We start from the raw sequence: 20,986 nt of genomic DNA, 5'->3' as shown, positions 1-20,986 counted from the left end.
AACTTATTTTTCTACTCGGGCAAAGTGCTTTAAGATCCCATTGACGAACTTGGCATCATCTGGATTAGCAAATTCTTTTGCCAGTTCAATCGCTTCATCGATTGCTACCTTGTAGGGTATTTCTGGCATATAAAGTAACTCATAAACTGCCATGCGAAGAATAACTAAATCAGCACGGCTAATTCGCTTGATACTCCAGCCGTCAACTAAATGTTGACTAATGGCTTGATCTAATTCGCGCTGACTCCCCAAAACACCATTGATAAATTGGGGCAAGAAACTATCAAACTCTTCATCACCTAGCACCATTTGGTATAAACCATCAAGTTGATCTTCTTGCGGTACTTCTTTAGCGGTTGCAAAGAGAATTTGAAACACCGCTTGTCGCTCACGGTGTCGGCTTATTACAGTCATGCTTTTCACTCCCCATCCTCTGCTTGGTCAAACATGTGATCAGGATCAATGCCGTGTTCATAGCGATTGGGGATAATGCCACTAATGTGAACATTAACCTGATTAACAACTAAACCAGTCATCGAAGCTACTTGAGTCATGACAGCCCGTTGGATATTTAGAGCGACTTGTGGCACTGTAACGCCATACTTCAAAAATACATAGGTTGAAATTTCTAAGCCCTGATCGTTATTGGTTAACTGAACCCCTTTACCACGTGCTGATGAGCCAAATGCCCGAACCACACGATCAGTTAGATTACCCCGCATTGAAAATACACCTTCAACATCTTGGGTAGCCTTTTGGGCAATAATCTCTAACACTTCTGGTGTAATCATCGTTTGACCAGCAACCGAACTACTGGTTGCCAAGACAAAATTCTTATTTACTGTCATATTCCGCCTTACCGCCCAATATCAATGTAATTTTTCCAGGCCGACTTTATGCCCGGCCCTTATAAGAACCATCTTCAGTGTTAACAATGATGGTATCACCTTCGTTAACAAAATCAGGCACTGTGATAGTCGCCCCAGTTTCAACTGTAGCAGGCTTACCACTACCAGTGGCTGTAGCCCCCTTGATTCCTGGTTGTGTTTCCGTAACCTTAAGCGTAACACTGGATGGTAATTCGGCACCAAGCACTTCACTACCATACATAGTAATCTTAACTTCCATACCTTCAAGCATAAACTTCAAAGCATTTTGCAAGTGATCATCACTGATATTAATCTGATCATAAGTTTCAGTATCCATGAAGACCCGGCCACCATTTTCAGCGTACAAATACGACATTGGGCGCGTCGTAATTTCGGCTTGCTCAAACTTATCACCAGGACGGAAAGTTACTTCGTTGACTGCTCCAGTCCGTAGGTTCTTTAACTTTGACCGTACAAAGGCAGCTCCCTTACCAGGCTTAACGTGTTGAAATTCAATAACTCGCCAAATCGAGTTGTTATATTCAATTGTTAAACCAGTCTTTAAATCATTCATGCCAATTGCCATGAGTTAGTATCCTCTTCAATTCATTGTTTAACTTCCATTATAGCAGAAACCAGCTCAATTGCCAGCAATAACCGCCTTGTTCTTTTAGATGTCCAGACCAGTTCACCCCTAAATATGGTATACTTATTCTTAAGGTTTTCGTTCGTGACAAACAAAAAAATATTATTGGAGGAACATTATGGTTTTTAAAATTTATTACCAGGATGATATCGATCGCAATCCCAAGCGTGAAGACACACACTCTTTTTACATTGAAGCTGAAAGTCTAGCGCATGCCCGCGAAATCGTTCAAAAGAATACTGATTACAACATCGAATTTATCGAAGAACTCTCAGATAAGGCCCTAACTTACGAGCAAGCTGGTCCTGACTTTGAGATTAAAACTTTTTAACATATGACATATTCAGTTGACATTAAATCTAACGAAGTCGGCGTTTATGCACTTGGTGGTCTAGGTGAAATCGGTAAAAACACCTATGGCATTGAATACCAAGACGAAATTATTGTTGTGGATGCCGGTATCAAATTTCCGGAAGATGAACTTTTAGGAATTGATTACGTTATTCCTGACTATACTTATCTCGTTGACAACATTGACAAGGTAAAGGCACTGGTAATTACTCACGGACACGAAGACCATATTGGTGCCATTGCCTACTTTTTACAAGCTGTTAATGTTCCTGTTTACGCTGGCCCACTGGCCATGGCCTTAATTCGTAATAAGCTAGAAGAAAAGCAATTACTTAATCGAGCCGAATTACACGAAATTGCCGACGGTAGTGTGATTGATTTTGACAAAATGAGTGTTGAATTTTTTCGCACCACCCACTCCATCCCCGATGTCTTTGGCGTAGCCGTACACACACCGGTCGGTACCATTGTAGAAACCGGTGATTTCAAGTTTGACCTAACTCCTACTACTAAGCAGCCACCTAACCTTTGGTCCATGGCTCGTATCGGTCATGATGGTGTTTTGCTTCTATTAAGTGATTCCACCAATGCCGAACGACCAGAATGGACTAAGTCAGAAGCTTGGGTTGCTAAATCGGTTAACCGGATTTTTGATCAGTTACAGCATGGTCGAATTATTTTTGCGACCTTTGCTTCCAATATGAATCGAATCCGAATGGCAACCGATGCAGCTATTGCCCATGGTCGTAAAATTGCTGTTTTCGGTCGTTCTATGGAATCAGCCATGACCAATGGCCGTGCCCTAGGCTACTTAAATATTCCTGATGAATATTTACTAGAACAATCCCAAATTAAAAACGTACCAGATGATGAACTATTAATTTTATCAACTGGTTCCCAGGGAGAGTCAATGGCGGCCCTGGCTCGAATTGCTGAAGGTAGTCATAAGCAAATTAAGTTAAAGCCTAAAGATAACGTGATTTTCTCCTCTTCTCCTATTCCTGGTAATACAGCTTCAGTTAACGCTGTTATTAACAAGCTAGAAGAAGGTGGCGCTAATGTTATTCACGGTAAACTTAATAACATTCATACTTCTGGTCACGGTGGCCAAGAAGAGCAAAAGTTAATGTTGGCCTTGATGAAACCTAAGTTCTTCATGCCCATTCACGGAGAATATCGGATGTTAAAAGTTCATGCTGGCTTAGCCCACGAACTTGATATTCCAACCGACCATACCTTTATCCTACAAAATGGTGATGTTTTGGCTCTTGATGGTGAAAGTACTCGAGTTGCTGGCCATTTCCCAGCCGAAGATACCTATATTGATGGCTCTGGTATTGGTGATATTGGTTCGGTGGTCTTACATGATCGCCAAAAGCTATCTCAGGATGGTTTGGTGATTGTCACTGCCACCATTAACCTCAAACGCAAGGAAATCTTATCTGGGCCAGACATCTTATCACGCGGATTTGTTTACATGCGTGAATCTGGTGACCTCATTAATGAAGGTCGTCGGGTAATCTTTTCAACCATTCGTCGCGTGATGAATGGCAAAAATCCCAACGAGTCTGAAATTCGTCAAGCCATTATTGATGACTTAGCTCGTTATCTCCATCGGGAAACTGCTCGTAAACCGATGATTTTACCAATGTTAATAATGATTTAAGAAAGTATGCTCTATCACTTAGAGCATACTTTTTATTATAACTTTCTGGTATATTGGAACTGATGCAAATCAATGAAGTTATTTGTAAAGGAGTTTCCTATGAGTGATCGTCATATTCCGGCCGTAATGGGTACGCAGCATCCTGATAATGCCAATGCACCTTTCTGGGACAGTTCCCAACAGCCTTTCATCAGCGCTTACCGTGAAACACGAGAAGCCTTTGAAAATTTTAAAATTTTAGACATTGAAGAATATATGTGGGATTGGGAGGGTAAGCATGCTGATGCCGCCGTTATTGATCGGCTATTTTCCACCCACTATGAGTATTTTAAAGATCATCAATTAGGACGTGACAAATTTTTAACCTTCCGTTTCCCTAACATATGGGAAGAAAAGGGCTATAACCTCATGCAAGCCATGACCGCTTTTTTGAGTTCTGAAGATTTTGCCCATGATCTTGGTTTTGATCAACGACCCCTCTTTGAAGCAATTTTACCGATGGCTAAGCGAGCTGATCAAATTATTGAGATGCAAGACCTCTTTCAACGCTTGGCTCAATTTAAATCTTCAACCTTTACACCTTCTGAGGCTAATACACCTTACATTGAAATGATTCCTTTATTTGAGGAATTTGAAACCCAATACCACGCTCCTGAAATTTTAAAAGAATATTTACGCTTACATGAAAAGCACTTTGGTTTCCGGCCTAAATATCTTCGAGTTTTCTTAGCCGGATCTGATTCGGCTTTATCAGCCGGTTTTATGAGTTCCATTGTTGGTAACAAACTCGCTTTGGCCCGCCTGCATCGCTTTGCCGAAGAAGAAGGTATTGCAATCTATCCAATTTCAGGAACGGGCTCGCCAATTTTCCGTGGTGGTCTCTCTCCTCGCCGAGTGGAACGTTATTTAACAGAGTTCCCTGGCGTTCGAACTGCCACGGTGCAATCAGCCTTTCGTTATGATTTTCCAATCGACGAAGCTCAAGCGGGTATTGCCTACCTCAAAGAGCATTTACCACAGGCTAAGCCTCTAGAAATTAATGACAGCGATGAGCAATTATTAATTGAAGTAGCCGAAAAATCAACCAAATACTATCGTGCTACACTTGATCAGTTAATTCCCGATATGCAACCTATTTTTAAGGCCTTTCCAAAACGACGTGATCGCCGTCAGCACGTCGGGGTCTTAGGTTATTCACGCTCAGTTGACAATATTGAGCTTCCCCGAGCCATTAATTTTACTGGTGCCTTTTACTCAATTGGCGTCCCACCTGAATTTATTGGCTTTGGACGTGCGCTTCAAAGCTTAGATGCAACCCATCTATCCACTTTGGTCCGGCACTATCCAAGTATGAAAAAAGACTTTACGGAACTGGCTCGCTTTGTTAACCTAGACGCACTGGCAATCTTAAAAACCCATAGTTCCGCCTGGGCCGAGGTTGAAGAAGATATTTTGTTTTTGCAAGAGCTCTTTGACTTTGAAATTAAACCAGAAACCTTAGAAGAGCAACAGCATCATGAAATTGCCCTACAAGTCGTGCAATTCCAGCACAGTGCACCCGTTGCCCTAACCGCCTTGATTAACTCAATGGCTCAACTACGACATTTCTTAGGTTAAAATAAAGTCGGTACTTTCAAAAGACTACCTTTAACTACCAAATGGAAACTATCATGCAGAATTTTTATGTACTATACAGCAATTCTGAATCTGAGCACACACAAGATTCCTTGCTGACGCAAATTCAAAATATATTTACCCAAGAAAACCGCTTAGGTTCTTGGACCCAAATGACTGATGACACGAATCCATTTTTTTGGGCCAAACGATTGGGACGCCAAATTCCTGATACAACTGCTGATTCAGCAGTTGTTTTAGTGATTGGTTCTGCCACCCTATTGACCGAAGTTATCAATGGTCTGATTGCTGCTAAAAGGACCTATCAATTGCCAATAGCTCATCTTCAATTTCCAACCACGATTGAACCCGAAGCTACTAATCAACCCAACCCCTTAATTACACAAAGCCAATCTTTACTACAAGTTAAGCAGTCACACACCCAATATCTGGCTCATGTAGTTGGTGCTCTACCCCAAAAATCCGACCGATACTTTTTAAATCGTCTCACGGTTGGTATTAGTTTGGATCTATTTGAATCGAAACTTCCCGTCAAGGGTAATCTTTTAAATCAATTCTTTTCTTGGTGGCGTTGGTTGGAGCAGTTTAACCTGCAAACTTCCTTTCCAACCTATCTAGGTTTAAAAAACCGCTATTTGAGCCACCGTAAAACCCTAACCTTTACCCTAACTAATCATCCAGATAGTGGTAAAATTACGGCTCTAATTGTGGATAAAATGAATTTCATTGGGATGTTTTTAGCTTTTTGGCAGCTCCAACGTCAAAAAGCGCCCGCCCAGGTGCACGGCTTTGAAGAAACCGAAGTTTCAGCTATGACTACCGTTCACATCGCTGATATTCAAACGGCTATGGCCGATGAGAAACGATTGGGTACCGGAACCTTTGCCTTTACTGTTGATTCTTATGCTTATCCTTTTTGGTCTTAAAATCACAAAAAAATCACCTACGTATGTAGGTGATTTTTGTTTAGGCCAAATGGGATAATTGTTTAATCTGATCCACCTTACCTAAACGTTCCCAAGGTAGATCTAAGTCATTTCGACCAAAATGGCCATAAGCAGCAGTTTGCTGATAAATTGGCCGACGTAAATCTAACTGATTAATAATCGCCAATGGTCGAAAATCAAAGTATTCTGACACAATTTGGTCAATTAAGGCCAAATCAACGTGTTCTGTGCCAAAAGTTTCAATATTAAGAGAAACTGGCTTAGCAACCCCGATAGCATAAGCAGCCTGTAACTCAAGCTTATCGGCTAGGCCGGCTGCTACTAGGTTTTTGGCTACATAACGGGCATAATAAGCAGCAGAACGATCAACCTTAGTGGCATCCTTTCCAGAAAAGGCTCCTCCCCCATGATGAGCTGCACCGCCATAAGTATCAACGATAAGCTTACGACCAGTCAAACCGGAATCTGCCTGGGGTCCGCCCAAAACAAAGCGACCAGAGGGATTAATATAGTAATTAGTTTGATCATCTAGTAAATCACTCGGCAATACTGGGTCGATAACCTGAGCTTTAATATCAGCCCGTAATTGTGGCAGCGAAACATTTTCGGCATGTTGGGTGGAAAGGACTACGGCAGCAATTCGTTGCGCGTGGCCCTGATCATCGGTCTCAATGGCGACTTCCCCCTTAGCGTCGGGTCGCAGATAATCTAATTGTCCGCTTTGACGAACATCGCGAATTTGACGCATCAATTGGTGGGATAAATCCAAGGCCAGCGGTAAGTAGTTATCGGTTTCATTAGTCGCATATCCGTAAACCATCCCCTGGTCACCGGCTCCCAATTGTTCGGGATCATCTTCGGCTTGATCAACCGCTTGGGCGATATCACCAGATTGTTCAACAATTTTATTAGTTACATTGATGGAATCAGCTGAAAAGCCCAACTCAGGTCGGTCATAGCCAATAGCGCGGATTGTATCAGTCGCAATTTGGCGAATATTGACATAGGCACTGGTACTCAACTCCCCAAAAATAGTAACATCGCCCGTTGAAGTAGTGACTTCAATGGCGGCTCGCGCCTTAGGATCTTGTTTTAGAACGGCATCTAGAATTGCATCAGCGATTTGATCGGCAATTTTATCCGGATGCCCATTAGCAACTGATTCAGAAGTATGGTATTTTGTCATGGTAATTCCTCCAAGGTAATTGTCGAAATAAATGCTATTTAAAAACGCAGCCAGACAACTGGCTGCGTTTAACAAGTTGTCTATCTTACAGAAGTACCACCGTGCAATTGCCGGCTGGTGTAGGGTCTTAATGCTGTATCACTCGCCTACTCTTGATAGCTATTTAATTTCACTAAAAAATTTTACATGATAAAATAAAAAAAAGCAATTATGTCATCTTTAAGAAGGTTTTCAATCAATGCCCCGATCACAATCAGTTTCTACTAACCGCATTCCTAGTCGCTCCAACCGACATTTATCAGTCAGACAACATCATTGGTTAACAATCATTATCATGGTGTTGTGTTTAAATGTTATTTGGTGGCAACAGCCAATTTTTTACGAACATTTTTTAGCTCAAGCTCAACACTGGGATGTTTGGCCATTAGTCGGATACAGTTTCAGTGCCAGTGTGGCCATTGCCTTGATGATTCGCAGTAATTTCACCCACCGGGCTAGCTACCTGTTTCTAGTTTTAAGTATGCTAGTAATTGCTAATTCTCAGATTCGAACCCGATTTGAAATTTTATTGCTGTTGCTATTGTTTATTTGCTTTTTATTCATGATTCCACAGAAAATTTTCCAAATTAAAAATGCGTTGGGACTCCTCATTTTTAGTGTTTTAGCCACTTACGCCATTCCAGTTTCAATTTATTTTTTGGCTAATAACTTTATCACCCAACTCTTTTTACATCAATCTTGGATTATGCTCTTTGCCTTTTTATATTTTTTCACCCCGCTATTTTTACCAAATGCCCGTGGCAGGTTACTTAGCTTAGCCACAATTTTATTCTTTTGGGTGACTGTTCTAGTCATCCACGGCGTCAATTTTAGTAGCTTTTTAGCCATATTCATCAGCCTACCGCCCTTCTTATTACAATTTAGCAAACGCTATTTTAAACGCTGGGAACCGATGTGTGCCCTTATCTGTTTAATGCTAGCAATCTGCCTCTTATACCAATAAAAAAGGACTTCCTCTGGAAGTCCTTTTTGTTTATAACATTGTTACGGTGAAGTTTTTATCATCACTATTTCTAACCAAGATGGCTTGCATTTCATTAGCTGTCTGAACCACAATGCGAATTGGCACTGAGTTAGGTAGAAACTTTAATGCAGAAGCGGCCACATAGTTAGTAAAGCTATCAATTTCCGTTTGGGAATAGAATTGGGTGGTAACCGTTACATTCATACTTGATAACTTATCGCTCTTATAATGAGCCACTGCTGTTGCTCCAGCAATATTAGGAAAGAAGTTAGCAATATCAGTTTTAAAGTTGGTAAATCCATTGTTTTCATCATTACCAAGGGAACTACTGCTAGTTGATTCCTTAGGTAAGACCACAGCTTCTTCGGAAATATCAGACCAAGCGGACAAATCATCGCCCTTACGGCTAGTGGCTTGAGAGTAAAAACTACCTGGTGCTAGAGAATCTCCAGGAGCATTTTCATACATCGCTAGGACGATTGGAACATTATCACCTACACCCTTTTGTGCTCGGATTTCTTTTAATAGCTTAGGCGCAATTTTCTTACCGTAGGCAATCCGATCCTCTTTTGAAATACTTTGATAGTAGGTACTACCATACTGCTCTTTTTGGTAAGCATCTTGAGAGTTCATCGCCACACCCACGACCATTCCAGAAAGTTTCAATTGATCCCCTTCTTTGGTCATGAAATCTTGTTCCGTCAGCGTTTGCACATAAATCGGTGCCCGTGAGTTATCAGTCTTACCGTTATCTTCGGGGTTTAAACCATCACTATGATCTTTCCCTTGTCGAGCTAACAAAGATGAAACCTTATCAGCCGACAAATACTGTCCTTCTTGGAAGATGTAACGGCCCGTTTTAAAATGTGATTTTGATAAATCTAACAAAGAAGATTCAAAATTTTTCACATCCAAGGTATTAGTTTCAGAAGTGGCAGTAATACCACGGGCGGCACTAACCAGATAACGCCCATCTTTAATCACCGTTTGATACTGGCCTTTAGCATTTTGAGTTAATTGAACCCCTTTTTTCGTCTGGGTGGTTGGTGTCACCTGTACCACATTGAAAAAATATAAGCCTGCCGCAATCAGGGCTACTACCCCAACAGCAATAATAATATATCCGCGAACACTAATTCGTTTTAGCATGACGATTCCTTTTTTGCTTAATTACTTGCCTGGGCCTTTATAAAATCTTGTTCATCCCAAACTAAAATATTCAGCTCTTGTGCCTTTTCAAGTTTACTACCGGCATCTTTTCCAGCAATCACTAAATCGGTTTTAGCTGAAACTGATCCAACGACATTGGCCCCCCGGTCAGTTAACCACTGAGTTACCGCCGGACGGCTGTTAAACTCTAGTTTACCAGTAAGTACGACCTTTTTACCATAGAAAAACGAATTTTCATCGGCGATTGTTTGAGTCGAAATAAATTCCTGATTAACGCCAGCTGTCTGTAATTCATTGATTAATTGTTGCGATTCTGGTTTAGCAAAATATTGCACAATTGAGTCGGCAATGGCTTCGCCCACCCCATCAATACTAGCCAATTCTGCCACCGAAGCCTGGGCGATAGCAGCCATCGTCTGGAAACGCTGAGCAATCAATTGAGCCGCCTTGGCACCCACTAGGCGAATACCTAGCCCAAAGAGCAAACGCTCCAAAGAGTTAGCCCGTGAATTATCAATAGCAGTTAACAAATTATTGGCTGATTTTTCCTTAAATTTATCCAATTCTAATAATTGAGGCAATGCCAAATGGTAAATGGAGGCAACATCTTTAACAAACCCGGCGTTTAATAGCTGGTGAACCACGCGTGGTCCCATGCCATCAATGTTCATAGCATTTCGTGAAGCAAAGTGGGTTAAGCCTTCTTGAATTTGAGCTGGACAGAACGGATTAATACAACGTAAGACTACTTCGCCTTCGACATGGACCAAATGCGCCTGACAGGCCGGACAGGTCGTGGGAATGACATAGGGGTGACTATCGCTAGGACGCTTACTTAGCACCACCTGGCCGACCTCAGGAATAATGTCCCCCGCCTTATGGAGCGTGACTGTATCGCCTATGCGGATAGCTTTTTCCATTAAGTAATCCGGATTGTGTAAACTAGCTCGCTGCACGGTCGTTCCGGCTAGTAAAACGGGATCCATGACTGCTGTTGGCGTCACCGCCCCAGTGCGACCAACCGTCCATTCAATGTCTTGGACAATGGTCGTGGCCTCTTCTGGCGGGAACTTATAGGCAATCGCCCAACGTGGAATTTTTATGGTATTTCCTAAATCGTATTCTAAATCTAAGGAATTAACCTTAACCACCACGCCATCAATACCATATGATAGACCATCACGCTTTTGAGTATATTCGTCAATATAGTCACTGATTTCAGCCATTTTACCGATGACTCGGTTATGGTGATCAGTTGGTAAGCCCAGCTGGGCAAAACGTTGCAAGACTTGGTCTTGATGAGTGGCCGAAAGGACTTCCGGTTCAGCCGTGTAGTAAATAAAGGCGGATAAATTGCGCGACCTGGTAATGGCTGCATTTAACTGACGTAAGGAACCGGCAGCCGCATTACGAGGATTAGCAAAGGGTTCTTGCCCATCCGCTTCGCGTTCCTCATTTAATTTAACGAAACTGGCTTTGGGCATGTAAATTTCGCCCCGGACTTCAATGTTTAGTGGTTCAGTTAATTGCTGTGGAATCGCCTTAATGGTCTTAACGTTTTGGGTTACGTCTTCACCGATACGTCCATTACCTCGGGTCGAAGCCTGAATCAAACGGCCGTTTTCATACCGTAACGCAACTGCCAGACCATCAATTTTTAGTTCCAAATTATATTGAGGTTGTTGGCCATCTAGCGCTTTTTTAGTGCGGTCTTCCCATTCTTGCAACTCAGCCAAACTAAAAACATCCCCCAAAGATAGCATGGGTGCTGGATGCGTTACCTTGGCTAAATCTGACTTAGTCTGAGCCCCACCGACATTTTGCGTGGGAGAGTCTTGTTTAATAAACTGCGGGAAATGATTTTCCAAAGCCACTAAACGGGCATATAACTCATCATATACATGATCTTCGACTACTGGTTCATCTTTTTCATAGTAGGCAATCCCATATTCAGTTAAAAGGTCTTGTAGTTGGGCAATTTCGGTGCGCGCTTGGGCCACCGTCATTTGATCAACTGGTAATTTATCTGCCATTAAACGCATTCCTCCTACTCTTCCGTCACTTTAGTAATGGGCGCAAAAGCGGCTAATAACTGCTTAACTCCTTCTTGAGGAAAGGCCACTTGTAGCTCTTGATCATCTTGATTACCACTAACTGACACAACGGTACCGATACCCCATTTTTTATGGGAAACTTTGTCGCCAGCCTGCCAACTAGTATTTTCAGCCCCCGTAGTTGCCTGAGTTACTTTTTGGACAGCACTAGCCCGATAGGTAGTAACGGTAGCTTGTTGCAACCGACGACCAAGACCTGGATTAGGATTTTGCCCGCCGACTTGTTGGTCTAATAAATTGGGCGAAATTTCATCAATAAAACGAGAAGGTGGATTGGCCTGGGTGCGACCGTATAGCAGACGTGAATAGGCATTGGTCAAGAAGAGCTTTTGCATTGCTCGAGTGATGCCCACATAGGCTAGACGTCGTTCTTCTTCCAGCTGATCTTCGTCCTGACTGGCCCGACCCAGTGGAAAAATTCCTTCTTCTAGTCCAATCAAAAAGACCACTGGAAATTCCAGTCCCTTAGCAGCATGTAAGGTCATTAAGGTGACAATCCCATCATCTTGTCCAACATTATCAATATCAGACATTAAGGCTGTAGACCCCAAAAAATCAGTCAATGGATCAATGGCATCCGGATCATCAGCTTGATATTTTTGATCAAATTCTTTGGTAACTGACAAAAATTCGTCCAAGTTTTCCAAACGAGATTGACTTTCAGGATCACTTTTACTGGCCAAACTCTTGCGATAACCACTTTTTTCCATAACCGTTTCAGCTAATTCCGTAACTGATAGAAATTCAGCCTGGCGCTTTAAGTCATGCATCATTTCTGCAAAAGTTAAAAGCTTGGTGGCACTGCTGGCCCGAATATCAGGTGCTAATTCAATATTATCAATAGCCTTTAGGGCTGAGTAAGCCATTTGATTAGCAAAAGCATAGAGACGATCGACTGTCGTAGTCCCAATACTACGTTTAGGAACGTTGACAATTCGTTCAAAGGCAGCATTATCATCCGGATTAGCAATCAGGCTCAAATAGGCCATAATATCCAAAATTTCTTTCCGGTCATAGAACTTATGTCCACCGACGATAGTATAAGGAATATTGGCTTTGACTAAAGTTTCTTCAATTCCACGTGACTGGGCATTAGTTCGGTACAAGACGGCAAAATCGCTGTAAGAAGCCTGCTCATCGTCATGGCGTTTTTTAATTTGACTGAGGACAAAATCGGCTTCATCGTGCTCACTTTGGGCCCGATAATAGGTGATTTTTTCACCACTACCATTTTCAGTCCATAATTTTTTAGGAATACGCTCGTTATTGTGATTAATTACATCGTTGGCAGCATCCAAAATCGATTGTGTCGAACGGTAATTTTGTTCCAACATGACCGTCTTAGCATCGGGATAGTCCTGCTCAAAGTTCAAAATATTGCCCATGTTAGCGCCACGCCAACCATAAATTGACTGATCAGCATCCCCGACAACCGCCAAATTATGATGACCCTGAGCTAAAAGATGAACAATTTGGTATTGAGCATCGTTGGTGTCCTGATACTCATCGACATGAATGTACTCAAATTGTTGTTGGTAGCGCTCCAAGACCGCTGGCACCTCTTGGAAGAGTCGGATAGTCAGCATAATTAAGTCATCAAAATCAACACTTTGGGCTTGTAATAAGGCCTGTTGATAATTTTGATAGACTTCAGCGACCGTTTCTTCATAGTAATTTTGAGCTTGTTTTTTAAATGCTTTAGGTTCGATTAGTTCATTTTTAGCATTGGAAATCGTCCCTAAAATACTACGGGGATCGTACTGCTTAGTATCCAAATCTAAATCATTAAGCACTCGTTTCATTAACGTCCGCTGAGCACTAGTATCTAAAATTGTAAAATTACGAGATAGGCCAATTTGTTCCCCATCGCGACGTAAAATTCGAACGGCAAGGGCGTGAAAAGTCGAAACCCAGATGGACTGAGCTAATTCTTGATCAACTAATTGACCGATTCGTTCCCGCATTTCACGAGCAGCTTTATTGGTAAAAGTGATCGCTAAAATTCGCCAGGGGGCGATGTTTAAATCTTCGACTAAATGGGCGATTCGATGAGTCAAAACCCGGGTTTTCCCAGAGCCAGCCCCGGCCATAATTAGCAAAGGCCCCTGCGTGATAGCCACCGCTTCGGCCTGTTTATCATTCATTCCTTGAGTTAATTTTTCAACGGTCATAATTACTTCCTATTCCAGAATTTCCATCCTCAATTTTATCATAATCAGGGGCGAACATCAGTTTGGCATTTGATCGAAAAAAGCCAGCAAATCCCTTGCTGACTTCAAGTAGGCAAATCAAATCGTTGTAAATGCCAAGTTTCAATAATATTAATAATCTTTTGAGCATAAGCTGGATCAGTGGCATAGCCATCAGCTACTAGGGCCTGGGCAGCCTTTTTATAATCCTTAGCAGCCATCACGTGCTGGTATTGCAGTGCATTCCAAGGAGTTCCCTCTTTTAATAAACGGGCATGGTCTTCCATGCTGGCCTGCCAATTAGGATAAACAGCAAAATTATCTTTAATCACCAGCCACTGCCCATTCTCATATTCACTGGTTTCGATTAAAATACTAGCCTGATTGCCATGCGCTTTAACACCATACAAATTATGATACTTTTGGGCTAACTCACTTTGATTCCAATTTGATTCTAAAATAGCTTGAGCCAAACTGATTGAAGCTAAAATACCATATTTCTTTTGCATTTGACGGGCATTGGGAGCCCAGCTAGTAATTAATTCCTGATGCTGCTTGGTTTGAGCCGTTAAAGTCGGATTAAGATTAGGGCCAGGTTGGCTGGGCGTTAAAATGGCTAAAATCAACAATCCCAATAAAAAACCGGCCACAATTAAATAAAGCTGACGCTTCTTCTTATTTTTAGGTAATCTAAGAATTTTCCCTTGGCTCATTAAAATTGATCCATTGCGTATAGTTGTTGAAAAGCTTCCGAATGTGCTAACAATTCTTGTGGAGAACCAGCCATGGTAAAGCGTCCATCGTTTAAGAAATAAATATGATCGACAGCTTCAATGCCAGTTAGGTGGTGCGTTACCCAGATAATCGTACGATTCTTTAAGGCCGTGAAAATTTGTGTTAACACCGCCGCCTCTGTTTTAGGATCTAAACTAACCGTGGGTTCATCTAAAATCACAATTGGTGCATCTTGGAGCAAAATCCGTGCTAAAGCAAAACGCTGGCGCTCGCCACCCGAAAAACGTTGCCCGGCTTCTTGCATTGGAGTTTGATAACCCTGTGGTAAAGAAGCGACTAAATCGGCTAATCCAGCTTGTTGAACAGCTTGCTGGACTTGATCTTGACTAGCTGTTAGATTGCCCATTCGAATATTATTTTCAATCGTGGTATCAAATAAATAAGACTGCTGATCAAGTACGGCTATTATTTTTGGTAATTCATCACCTAATTTATTGGGATTTAATCCGCCAATTGTAACTCTACCATTCATCGGTTGTAAATCACCCGCTAATAATTTTAAAATGGTCGTTTTACCAGCACCTGAAGGCCCTAACAAGGCCATTTTTTGGCCAGCTAATAGGTCAAATGATACGTCATTTAAAACTAATTTATCACCATAGGCAAAGGAAACTTGATCAAAAACGACTGTCGTTGTTTGGGGTTTAATCCCTGCAGTTGACTTTGCACTGGGTTCAGGCAAATCATTCAAACGCTTAATGCTATCTTCATAAAATGATGACTCACTGACTCCTTGATTAACCGCAATAAAACTATCAATTAATGGAATAATAGCCAAGGTAAAGGCCGCAATATAATTACTAGCAAAAAAACTATGGCCAAACTGATGCGTCGCCCAAATCATAATCAAAACCATCAGTAATAGGGATAAAAGTTGAATAGTAAAATCTCGCCACCAACCAAAAGCCATCAACTTCCCCTTGACTCGAGAAAGTTTTTGCATTGTTTGTCCTTCTTTGGCAACTAAATCTGCCTGACGACCAGATAACACCCAGTCCTGCATGCCTAAAATCGCATCTGTTGCATCAGTATATAAATCACTTTGTAAAGCTTTTTGACGGCTAACTTTCGCCCGATTTAACGTTAAACTAGCCAAAGGAATCACAATTAAAATCAAGGCTAAAACCAGCATCCACAGTAACATAAAGGCCCAGTTAAACACCCCTAACCCAATGCTACTAATCAGGTACAAAAGCATTCCCGCCCCTAGGGGAAATAGAGTTCTTAAATATAAATTCTCTAATTGTTCCAAGTCTTCGGCCAAAATACCTAAAACTTGACCAGTTTGTAACCGGCTTCTGATGCTACTAGCACCCCGAGCGGCACTTTGATAAAGGCGCTGACGTGATTTAGAAACGACCCGTAAAACCCAGTTATGAGAAACCAGGCGTTCAACATAGCGAAAAACGGGTCGGGCAATTCCAAATCCACGCGTTAATACGATGGGCACATAAATCAATAAGATATTACTTGGATGTTGGGCCGACCTAGAAATCAAATAGCCGGAAATAAACATCAAAGCTGCTGCTGCAAAGGTTGTCATGAAACCTAAAACAATCGAACTCCACAAACCACGTTTTTGTTGACGGAGAAAGGGCATAACCCAGTGATCATGGGCTAATAATTTTTTTAGTTCTTTCATAGCTTTACCCCCTGATGCAAGGCATCGCGCAATACGTTTAATTGACTATCAGCTTGCGCCAATAGTACCGCTGGCTGTCCTTGCTCAACTAAATGACCATCCCGCATCACTAAGACATAGTCCATTTGCTTTAACCAGTGTAACCGGTGGGTCGCAAACAGGACTAAATGATCTTCAAACAGTGGTGCCATACTTTCTTTTAGCGCTAACTCAGTTTGAACATCCAAATGGGCTGTCGGCTCATCAAAGAGCAGCACTCGCCGCCGAGGGTCCAAAAACATTCGAGCCAGGGCAACTCGTTGAACCTGACCGCCCGATAATTGACGACCGCCCTCTCCAACAATGGTGGCCAAGCCATCAGGTAACTCAGCTACTAATTCCGTTAAACCAGCCTGTTTGATGGCTAAGTCAAGGGCTTTTTGGTCAGCCTGAGGGTAATAAAACGTTAAATTATCCTTTAAAGAGGCATGAAAAATATAAGGGGCTTGGGGCAAATAGAAAAATTGCTTTTGCCAGTCCTGTTGGGCCAAATGAGGTAGTTCTTGACCATCAATGCTAATCTGACTATCTACTTGTGGTAATAACTGACCGCCGAGCAGATTCAAAAGCGTTGATTTCCCGGAACCACTTTCACCAACAATTGCAACTCGTTCATAACCCCGTAAATCAAAATTTAAATCAACTAAATTGGGTTGATCCTGATAGGAAAAATTCAAGTTTTTTACCTGTAAATTACTAGTCGCCCGCCATTCTGCCAAATGCAACTGATTTTGGTCAGTCATTTCCGGCATATCTAGCACTTCTAAAACCTCGGCATAGGCATTTTTACCATCCAAGGTCGCATGATAATCATCAGCAAAACTCCGAAGTGGTAGAAAATATTCTGGCGCTAAAATCAAGATTGATAAGGCAGGAAACAGGGTCATGCGGCCGTTTAACAAATCCAACCCCAAGAAAACCGCCAAAACAGCGATTGATAAGGTGGTAAAGAAATCTAAAGCAAAGGTTGAGGTAATGGCAATAATTAAAGTCCGCATCGTCGTTTTGCGGTAATCTTCAGAAATTTGATAAATTTCTTGTCCATAGGCTCGTGATAATCCCAATTGCTTTAAGGTTGGCAAGCCCCGTAAGCCATCGACAAAGCGATTATTTAAATTTTTGAAATTTTGATACTCATCGTCAGCTTTTTTTTGGGCCGCCAAACCTAAAATAATAAAAAAGATAATAATAACTGGAAAAATTAGCAGCAAAAACAAACCTTGAATCCACTTAAAATAGGTAATTGCAATTAATACAATCCAAGGAATAATCGATAAATCCCCGACTTTAATCAAAATTAATTGAAAATAATTTTTCACATTATCTAACCCGGCAGCTAGTACGCTTACTGCCTGACCCGTCCCGAATTTAGCAATTAACGGACTGCCTAATTTAGCATACTTTTCTAGCAGGGCAATCCGATAATTTTCGACGGTCTGATCAGCAAAGTTCGCCATAACATAGTTCTTTACAACTACCAGCAACTGACGTAGCCCAAAAAACAAAGCAAATAAAAGCACCGGAATGGTAATACTACTTAGTCCCTTACCCTCCCACAGCCACACTAAAGCTTGGGAAAGACTAATCCCCTGACCCACAATGGCTAGTGCTTGAATACCAGTCAGCACAATTAAGTAAAGGAGGGTCACCTTAATTTTAGGAAGCGCCAATAAGCGTCGATCGAACATGAAATCACCTATTTCTTTTTTAACTAAATATGTACAAAAACGTTTACAACTAAGTTGCAAACGTTTTTATTTGATAATCATTCTACCACTTTTTTAGCGATAATCCGCTTCCGGAAAACCCAGAAACTCCAAATTTGGTAGCCCAAAACAATTGGCAAAACCGTCAATGAAATAATGGTCATAACCTGCAAAGTGTAGGGACTAGATGAGGCAGATTCAATTGTAAGGGAGTGCAAGGGGTTATTAGCAACCATCACGCGTGGGAATAGACCGACAAAGAGTAAGATGGCTACTTCAACTAACGTCAACCCAGAGGTGATAAAAGGCAAAACCTCTTTTTCCATCTTAACCGTCATGAACCAACCCAAAACTGTGGTGGCCACAATCACTACCAAAATTAATAGCACAGGAACTGGCTTAGTTTGAATAAAGTTAGTGTAAAAGAAGAGCAAGACCGCAAAGAGCGCTTCCCCAGCCAAAAGCAAGGGGTACAAGACCTTCAACTGACAAGCCGCCCGCTGACGCATTGGCCCATCAATTCGGATACGAGTATAGTTTAAACCGTGGACATAGCTCATCAAAGCAACAGCAATACCACCAACCAAAGTAAAGAGCGTAAAGTAATCAAAGAATCCGGCTGATACATTACCCTTGGCATCCATTGGGGTACCAGACACCATGGCCGTTAGGATAATACCCAAGAAAAACGGTGCAAAGAAAGAAGCAATCGCAATCAAACGTTCCCAAATTGCACTTCCTTGTCGAGTGGGCATATGCTCGCGGAATTCAAAGGAAACGCCACGATAAATTAAAGCCAACAACACTCCTAGTAATAGGAGGTAAAAACCGGAGAAGAGAGAAGCATACCAGTAAGGGAAGGCCGCAAAGGTTGCTCCTCCAGCCGTTACTAACCACACTTCGTTTCCATCCCAAGTCGGACCAATTGTTTTGTATAGGGCTTCACGTTCGTGATGATCACGAGCCAGCGTCAAAAATTGCATGCCGACTCCAAAATCATATCCTTCTAAGAAAAGAAAGCCTGACCACAAGACACCAATAAGAACAAACCATAAAAGCTGTAATACTGACATTAGACCTGGGCCTCCTTTCCTGCCAAATCGTCATAAGGATCACGATCAGTTTGCGTTGCTTCCTGCTCATAGTAAGGTCCTTGGTGCAAAACGCGCCGTGATAACCAAATCATAACACCACCTAAGGTACTAAAGGTTAGGAAGTAAACAATATTTGAGAACAACAATGAAGCTACCGAAACATTTGGTGAAACTGCATCGGCAATGGTCATCAAACCATAGACAACCCATGGATAACGACCCAATTCAGTAACTAACCAGCCAGCTGTATTGACTACGAATGGGAAGAAGGTCATAACCCCCATTACCCACAAGAACCAACGCTGAGTCAAAATCAATTGTGATTTCTTTCGGTTAAACCACAAAGCTACTATGGCAACCAAGGCTAGCAAACCAGCCCCCATCGCCATGACCCGGAAGGAATAGAAAAGCGTATTTTCAGGAACATAATAGTCCTTAATGTCGCCCTTAGTCTTACCGTACTTGGCTTCAAATTCTTTATTTAATTCAATCGTACCCTTGGTCGTTCCACCAGTTAAGCTGTGGTTACCCAAAATTGACAAGGCATACGGAACTTCAATCTTAGCAATTGACTTGTGGGTCTTAGGATTGGTTACCGCAATAGCTGCCCAAGGCTGAGCCTTATCAGCTCGCTTAGAAGAATTAATGGTTTCATCGACCCCTTCCATAGCGGCATACTTCATTGGCTGCATTGATTGTAATTCAAAAGCATGTTGGTCACCAGTGATAAAGGCCCCGCCTAAACCAACTAAGCCAACTACCAAAGCGATATTAATTGATTTACGGAACAAAGGTACTTCAGGGTCATCTTGCTTTAACTTTAACAACTTAAAGGCTGACATACCAGCCACAATGAAGCCGGCAGTTACTAATGTACCAACGACCACGTGGGGAAACTCAATCCACAGCTGCTTGTTTAACAACAAGTCACCAAAGTTAGTTAAAACGGCACGTCCCTTTTCGTTATCAATAGCATACCCAACTGGGTTTTGCATGAAGGAGTTAGCTGCCAAAATCCATAACGAAGAAATCATAGAAGCTATGGCTGTAATCCAAATGAAGATTACATGTACTGCTGGCTTGAAGCGATCCCAAGTAAAGGACCACAAACCAATAAAGGTCGACTCAGCGAAGAAGGCTACTAAGGCCTCAACGGCTAAGGGTGCCCCAAAAATATCCCCAACATATCGTGAATATTCTGACCAGTTCATACCGAACTGGAACTCTTGAATCAAACCAGTCACAACCCCAACGGCAAAACTAAGCAAGAAAATCTTACCCCAGAATTGCGTCATCTTTTTATATATTTCGTCTTTTTTGATGACATAGAGTGTTTCCATTACCGCTACCACAATTCCTAGTCCAATTGACATTGGCACAAAGAAGAAGTGAAAAATAGTCGTCATGGCAAACTGGAAACGCGCTAAATCAACGATTCCCACTAAAGCATTCATAACTTTTCCTCCAAAAATTTCCAAAAAGCCTATTAAATTAGACTCACTACTAGAGTAGTTTATCACTCGATAAGCAACTTGACCAGCTTTTTACAAACTTTTAATATTTGTCCATATAAAAACCACTACCGCCCAGTAGTGGCCATCCTTAATTAAAATTACTGTCGTCATCTAAGAAGGTATTTAACACTTCTTCAACCATATCCCATTCTGCATCATCTTCGATTGGAATTAAATCATCTTCAGTGGCATCGCCGTTTTCATCGGGCTTGAAAATATAAGCTTGAACGTCAACCTGCTCATCTTCTTCGACACCGTCAGGTACTAACAGGATATAGTCGCGATCATACTCCTCGGAATGAAAGGTAAAGAGCACCTCAAAGAGTGCTTCGTCACCATTTTCATCTACTAAGGTGATCTTATCGATTTCCGGGTTGTTTTCAGTCATAGTTTTATCCC

18 protein-coding genes are annotated in these 20,986 nt (G+C 41.8%); 5 read left to right on the top strand and 13 right to left on the bottom strand.

The window, feature by feature from the left end; translation table 11 throughout:
• Positions 1-3: 3 nt before the first annotated feature.
• From nusB to efp, 3 genes are read right to left on the bottom strand one after another with little or no spacing between them, the layout of a single operon-like run.
• Entirely contained in the window at positions 4-414 is a 411-nt protein-coding gene (gene nusB, locus M4974_RS00815; protein WP_248705629.1) for a transcription antitermination factor NusB, read from the bottom strand.
• Between the two features lie 5 nt (positions 415-419).
• Positions 420-848: an Asp23/Gls24 family envelope stress response protein gene (locus M4974_RS00810; RefSeq protein ID WP_248705630.1), complete on the bottom strand. Its 429-nt coding sequence runs from the start codon at positions 846-848 to the stop codon at positions 420-422.
• A gap of 46 nt (positions 849-894) precedes the next feature.
• Entirely contained in the window at positions 895-1,455 is a 561-nt protein-coding gene (gene efp, locus M4974_RS00805; protein WP_248705631.1) for an elongation factor P, read from the bottom strand.
• A gap of 178 nt (positions 1,456-1,633) precedes the next feature.
• Between efp and M4974_RS00800 the strand changes: the two genes are divergently transcribed.
• The 4 genes from M4974_RS00800 to M4974_RS00785 all read left to right on the top strand — a co-directional run bounded on the left by M4974_RS00800 (position 1,634) and on the right by M4974_RS00785 (position 6,093).
• Positions 1,634-1,846 carry a DNA-directed RNA polymerase subunit epsilon gene (locus tag M4974_RS00800; protein WP_248705632.1) on the top strand — a complete coding sequence of 71 codons (213 nt, stop codon included), beginning with the start codon at positions 1,634-1,636 and terminating at the stop codon, positions 1,844-1,846.
• 3 nt (positions 1,847-1,849) lie between these two features.
• Entirely contained in the window at positions 1,850-3,532 is a 1,683-nt protein-coding gene (gene rnjA, locus M4974_RS00795) for a ribonuclease J1 (RefSeq protein ID WP_248705633.1), read from the top strand.
• Between the two features lie 99 nt (positions 3,533-3,631).
• Positions 3,632-5,149 (top strand): phosphoenolpyruvate carboxylase, encoded by a 1,518-nt coding sequence (ppcA, locus tag M4974_RS00790; protein ID WP_248705634.1) that lies wholly within the window; start codon positions 3,632-3,634, stop codon positions 5,147-5,149.
• A 53-nt stretch (positions 5,150-5,202) separates the two neighbouring features.
• Positions 5,203-6,093, top strand: a complete 891-nt coding sequence (locus tag M4974_RS00785) for a hypothetical protein (RefSeq protein ID WP_248705635.1) — start codon at positions 5,203-5,205, stop codon at positions 6,091-6,093.
• 40 nt (positions 6,094-6,133) lie between these two features.
• Here M4974_RS00785 and metK read toward each other — a convergent pair whose 3' ends face one another.
• The gene (gene metK, locus M4974_RS00780; protein ID WP_248705636.1) at positions 6,134-7,300 is read right to left on the bottom strand and encodes a methionine adenosyltransferase; all 1,167 of its coding nucleotides are present in this window, start codon (positions 7,298-7,300) and stop codon (positions 6,134-6,136) included.
• Positions 7,301-7,538: 238 nt separating this feature from the next.
• On the opposite strand from metK, the gene M4974_RS00775 reads away from it, so the two are divergent.
• Positions 7,539-8,303 carry a hypothetical protein gene (locus tag M4974_RS00775; RefSeq protein ID WP_248705637.1) on the top strand — a complete coding sequence of 255 codons (765 nt, stop codon included), beginning with the start codon at positions 7,539-7,541 and terminating at the stop codon, positions 8,301-8,303.
• 30 nt (positions 8,304-8,333) lie between these two features.
• Here M4974_RS00775 and M4974_RS00770 read toward each other — a convergent pair whose 3' ends face one another.
• The 9 genes from M4974_RS00770 to M4974_RS00730 form a co-directional block, all read right to left on the bottom strand.
• The gene (locus M4974_RS00770) at positions 8,334-9,473 is read right to left on the bottom strand and encodes a CamS family sex pheromone protein (protein WP_248705638.1); all 1,140 of its coding nucleotides are present in this window, start codon (positions 9,471-9,473) and stop codon (positions 8,334-8,336) included.
• A 17-nt stretch (positions 9,474-9,490) separates the two neighbouring features.
• Positions 9,491-11,527: an NAD-dependent DNA ligase LigA gene (gene ligA, locus M4974_RS00765; protein ID WP_371831385.1), complete on the bottom strand. Its 2,037-nt coding sequence runs from the start codon at positions 11,525-11,527 to the stop codon at positions 9,491-9,493.
• A gap of 14 nt (positions 11,528-11,541) precedes the next feature.
• The gene (gene pcrA / locus M4974_RS00760) at positions 11,542-13,779 is read right to left on the bottom strand and encodes a DNA helicase PcrA (RefSeq protein WP_248705640.1); all 2,238 of its coding nucleotides are present in this window, start codon (positions 13,777-13,779) and stop codon (positions 11,542-11,544) included.
• A gap of 104 nt (positions 13,780-13,883) precedes the next feature.
• Entirely contained in the window at positions 13,884-14,510 is a 627-nt protein-coding gene (locus M4974_RS00755; protein ID WP_248705641.1) for a glycoside hydrolase family 73 protein, read from the bottom strand.
• Complete coding sequence (gene cydC, locus M4974_RS00750) at positions 14,510-16,234, bottom strand: thiol reductant ABC exporter subunit CydC (protein ID WP_248705642.1); 1,725 nt, start codon at positions 16,232-16,234, stop codon at positions 14,510-14,512. The genes M4974_RS00755 and cydC overlap by 1 nt, the downstream gene beginning before the upstream one ends.
• Positions 16,231-17,961 carry a thiol reductant ABC exporter subunit CydD gene (gene cydD / locus M4974_RS00745; RefSeq protein ID WP_248705643.1) on the bottom strand — a complete coding sequence of 577 codons (1,731 nt, stop codon included), beginning with the start codon at positions 17,959-17,961 and terminating at the stop codon, positions 16,231-16,233. Before cydD ends, cydC begins: the two co-directional genes overlap by 4 nt.
• A 77-nt stretch (positions 17,962-18,038) precedes the next feature.
• Positions 18,039-19,052 (bottom strand): cytochrome d ubiquinol oxidase subunit II, encoded by a 1,014-nt coding sequence (gene cydB / locus M4974_RS00740; RefSeq protein ID WP_248705644.1) that lies wholly within the window; start codon positions 19,050-19,052, stop codon positions 18,039-18,041.
• Positions 19,052-20,527 (bottom strand): cytochrome ubiquinol oxidase subunit I, encoded by a 1,476-nt coding sequence (locus M4974_RS00735; RefSeq protein ID WP_248705645.1) that lies wholly within the window; start codon positions 20,525-20,527, stop codon positions 19,052-19,054. Before M4974_RS00735 ends, cydB begins: the two co-directional genes overlap by 1 nt.
• A gap of 148 nt (positions 20,528-20,675) precedes the next feature.
• The gene (locus M4974_RS00730) at positions 20,676-20,975 is read right to left on the bottom strand and encodes a DUF1292 domain-containing protein (RefSeq protein WP_089938108.1); all 300 of its coding nucleotides are present in this window, start codon (positions 20,973-20,975) and stop codon (positions 20,676-20,678) included.
• Positions 20,976-20,986 lie beyond the last annotated feature (11 nt).

It is taken from the genome of Convivina praedatoris (genome assembly GCF_933208495.1).
Lineage (GTDB): Bacteria > Bacillota > Bacilli > Lactobacillales > Lactobacillaceae > Convivina > Convivina praedatoris.
Note: the sequence above shows the minus strand (reverse complement) of the source record. Positions and strands in the feature narration are given on the sequence as shown.

What these genes read in the sequence shown, in the direction of transcription:
- nusB (WP_248705629.1), bottom strand. Translation starts at nt 414, where the DNA reads ATGACTGTAATAAGCCGACACCGTGAGCGACAAGCGGTGTTTCAAATT.
- M4974_RS00810 (WP_248705630.1), bottom strand. Translation starts at nt 848, where the DNA reads ATGACAGTAAATAAGAATTTTGTCTTGGCAACCAGTAGTTCGGTTGCT.
- efp (WP_248705631.1), bottom strand. Translation starts at nt 1,455, where the DNA reads ATGGCAATTGGCATGAATGATTTAAAGACTGGTTTAACAATTGAATAT.
- M4974_RS00800 (WP_248705632.1), top strand. Translation starts at nt 1,634, where the DNA reads ATGGTTTTTAAAATTTATTACCAGGATGATATCGATCGCAATCCCAAG.
- rnjA (WP_248705633.1), top strand. Translation starts at nt 1,850, where the DNA reads ATGACATATTCAGTTGACATTAAATCTAACGAAGTCGGCGTTTATGCA.
- ppcA (WP_248705634.1), top strand. Translation starts at nt 3,632, where the DNA reads ATGAGTGATCGTCATATTCCGGCCGTAATGGGTACGCAGCATCCTGAT.
- M4974_RS00785 (WP_248705635.1), top strand. Translation starts at nt 5,203, where the DNA reads ATGCAGAATTTTTATGTACTATACAGCAATTCTGAATCTGAGCACACA.
- metK (WP_248705636.1), bottom strand. Translation starts at nt 7,300, where the DNA reads ATGACAAAATACCATACTTCTGAATCAGTTGCTAATGGGCATCCGGAT.
- M4974_RS00775 (WP_248705637.1), top strand. Translation starts at nt 7,539, where the DNA reads ATGCCCCGATCACAATCAGTTTCTACTAACCGCATTCCTAGTCGCTCC.
- M4974_RS00770 (WP_248705638.1), bottom strand. Translation starts at nt 9,473, where the DNA reads ATGCTAAAACGAATTAGTGTTCGCGGATATATTATTATTGCTGTTGGG.
- ligA (WP_371831385.1), bottom strand. Translation starts at nt 11,527, where the DNA reads ATGGCAGATAAATTACCAGTTGATCAAATGACGGTGGCCCAAGCGCGC.
- pcrA (WP_248705640.1), bottom strand. Translation starts at nt 13,779, where the DNA reads ATGACCGTTGAAAAATTAACTCAAGGAATGAATGATAAACAGGCCGAA.
- M4974_RS00755 (WP_248705641.1), bottom strand. Translation starts at nt 14,510, where the DNA reads ATGAGCCAAGGGAAAATTCTTAGATTACCTAAAAATAAGAAGAAGCGT.
- cydC (WP_248705642.1), bottom strand. Translation starts at nt 16,234, where the DNA reads ATGAAAGAACTAAAAAAATTATTAGCCCATGATCACTGGGTTATGCCC.
- cydD (WP_248705643.1), bottom strand. Translation starts at nt 17,961, where the DNA reads ATGTTCGATCGACGCTTATTGGCGCTTCCTAAAATTAAGGTGACCCTC.
- cydB (WP_248705644.1), bottom strand. Translation starts at nt 19,052, where the DNA reads ATGTCAGTATTACAGCTTTTATGGTTTGTTCTTATTGGTGTCTTGTGG.
- M4974_RS00735 (WP_248705645.1), bottom strand. Translation starts at nt 20,527, where the DNA reads ATGAATGCTTTAGTGGGAATCGTTGATTTAGCGCGTTTCCAGTTTGCC.
- M4974_RS00730 (WP_089938108.1), bottom strand. Translation starts at nt 20,975, where the DNA reads ATGACTGAAAACAACCCGGAAATCGATAAGATCACCTTAGTAGATGAA.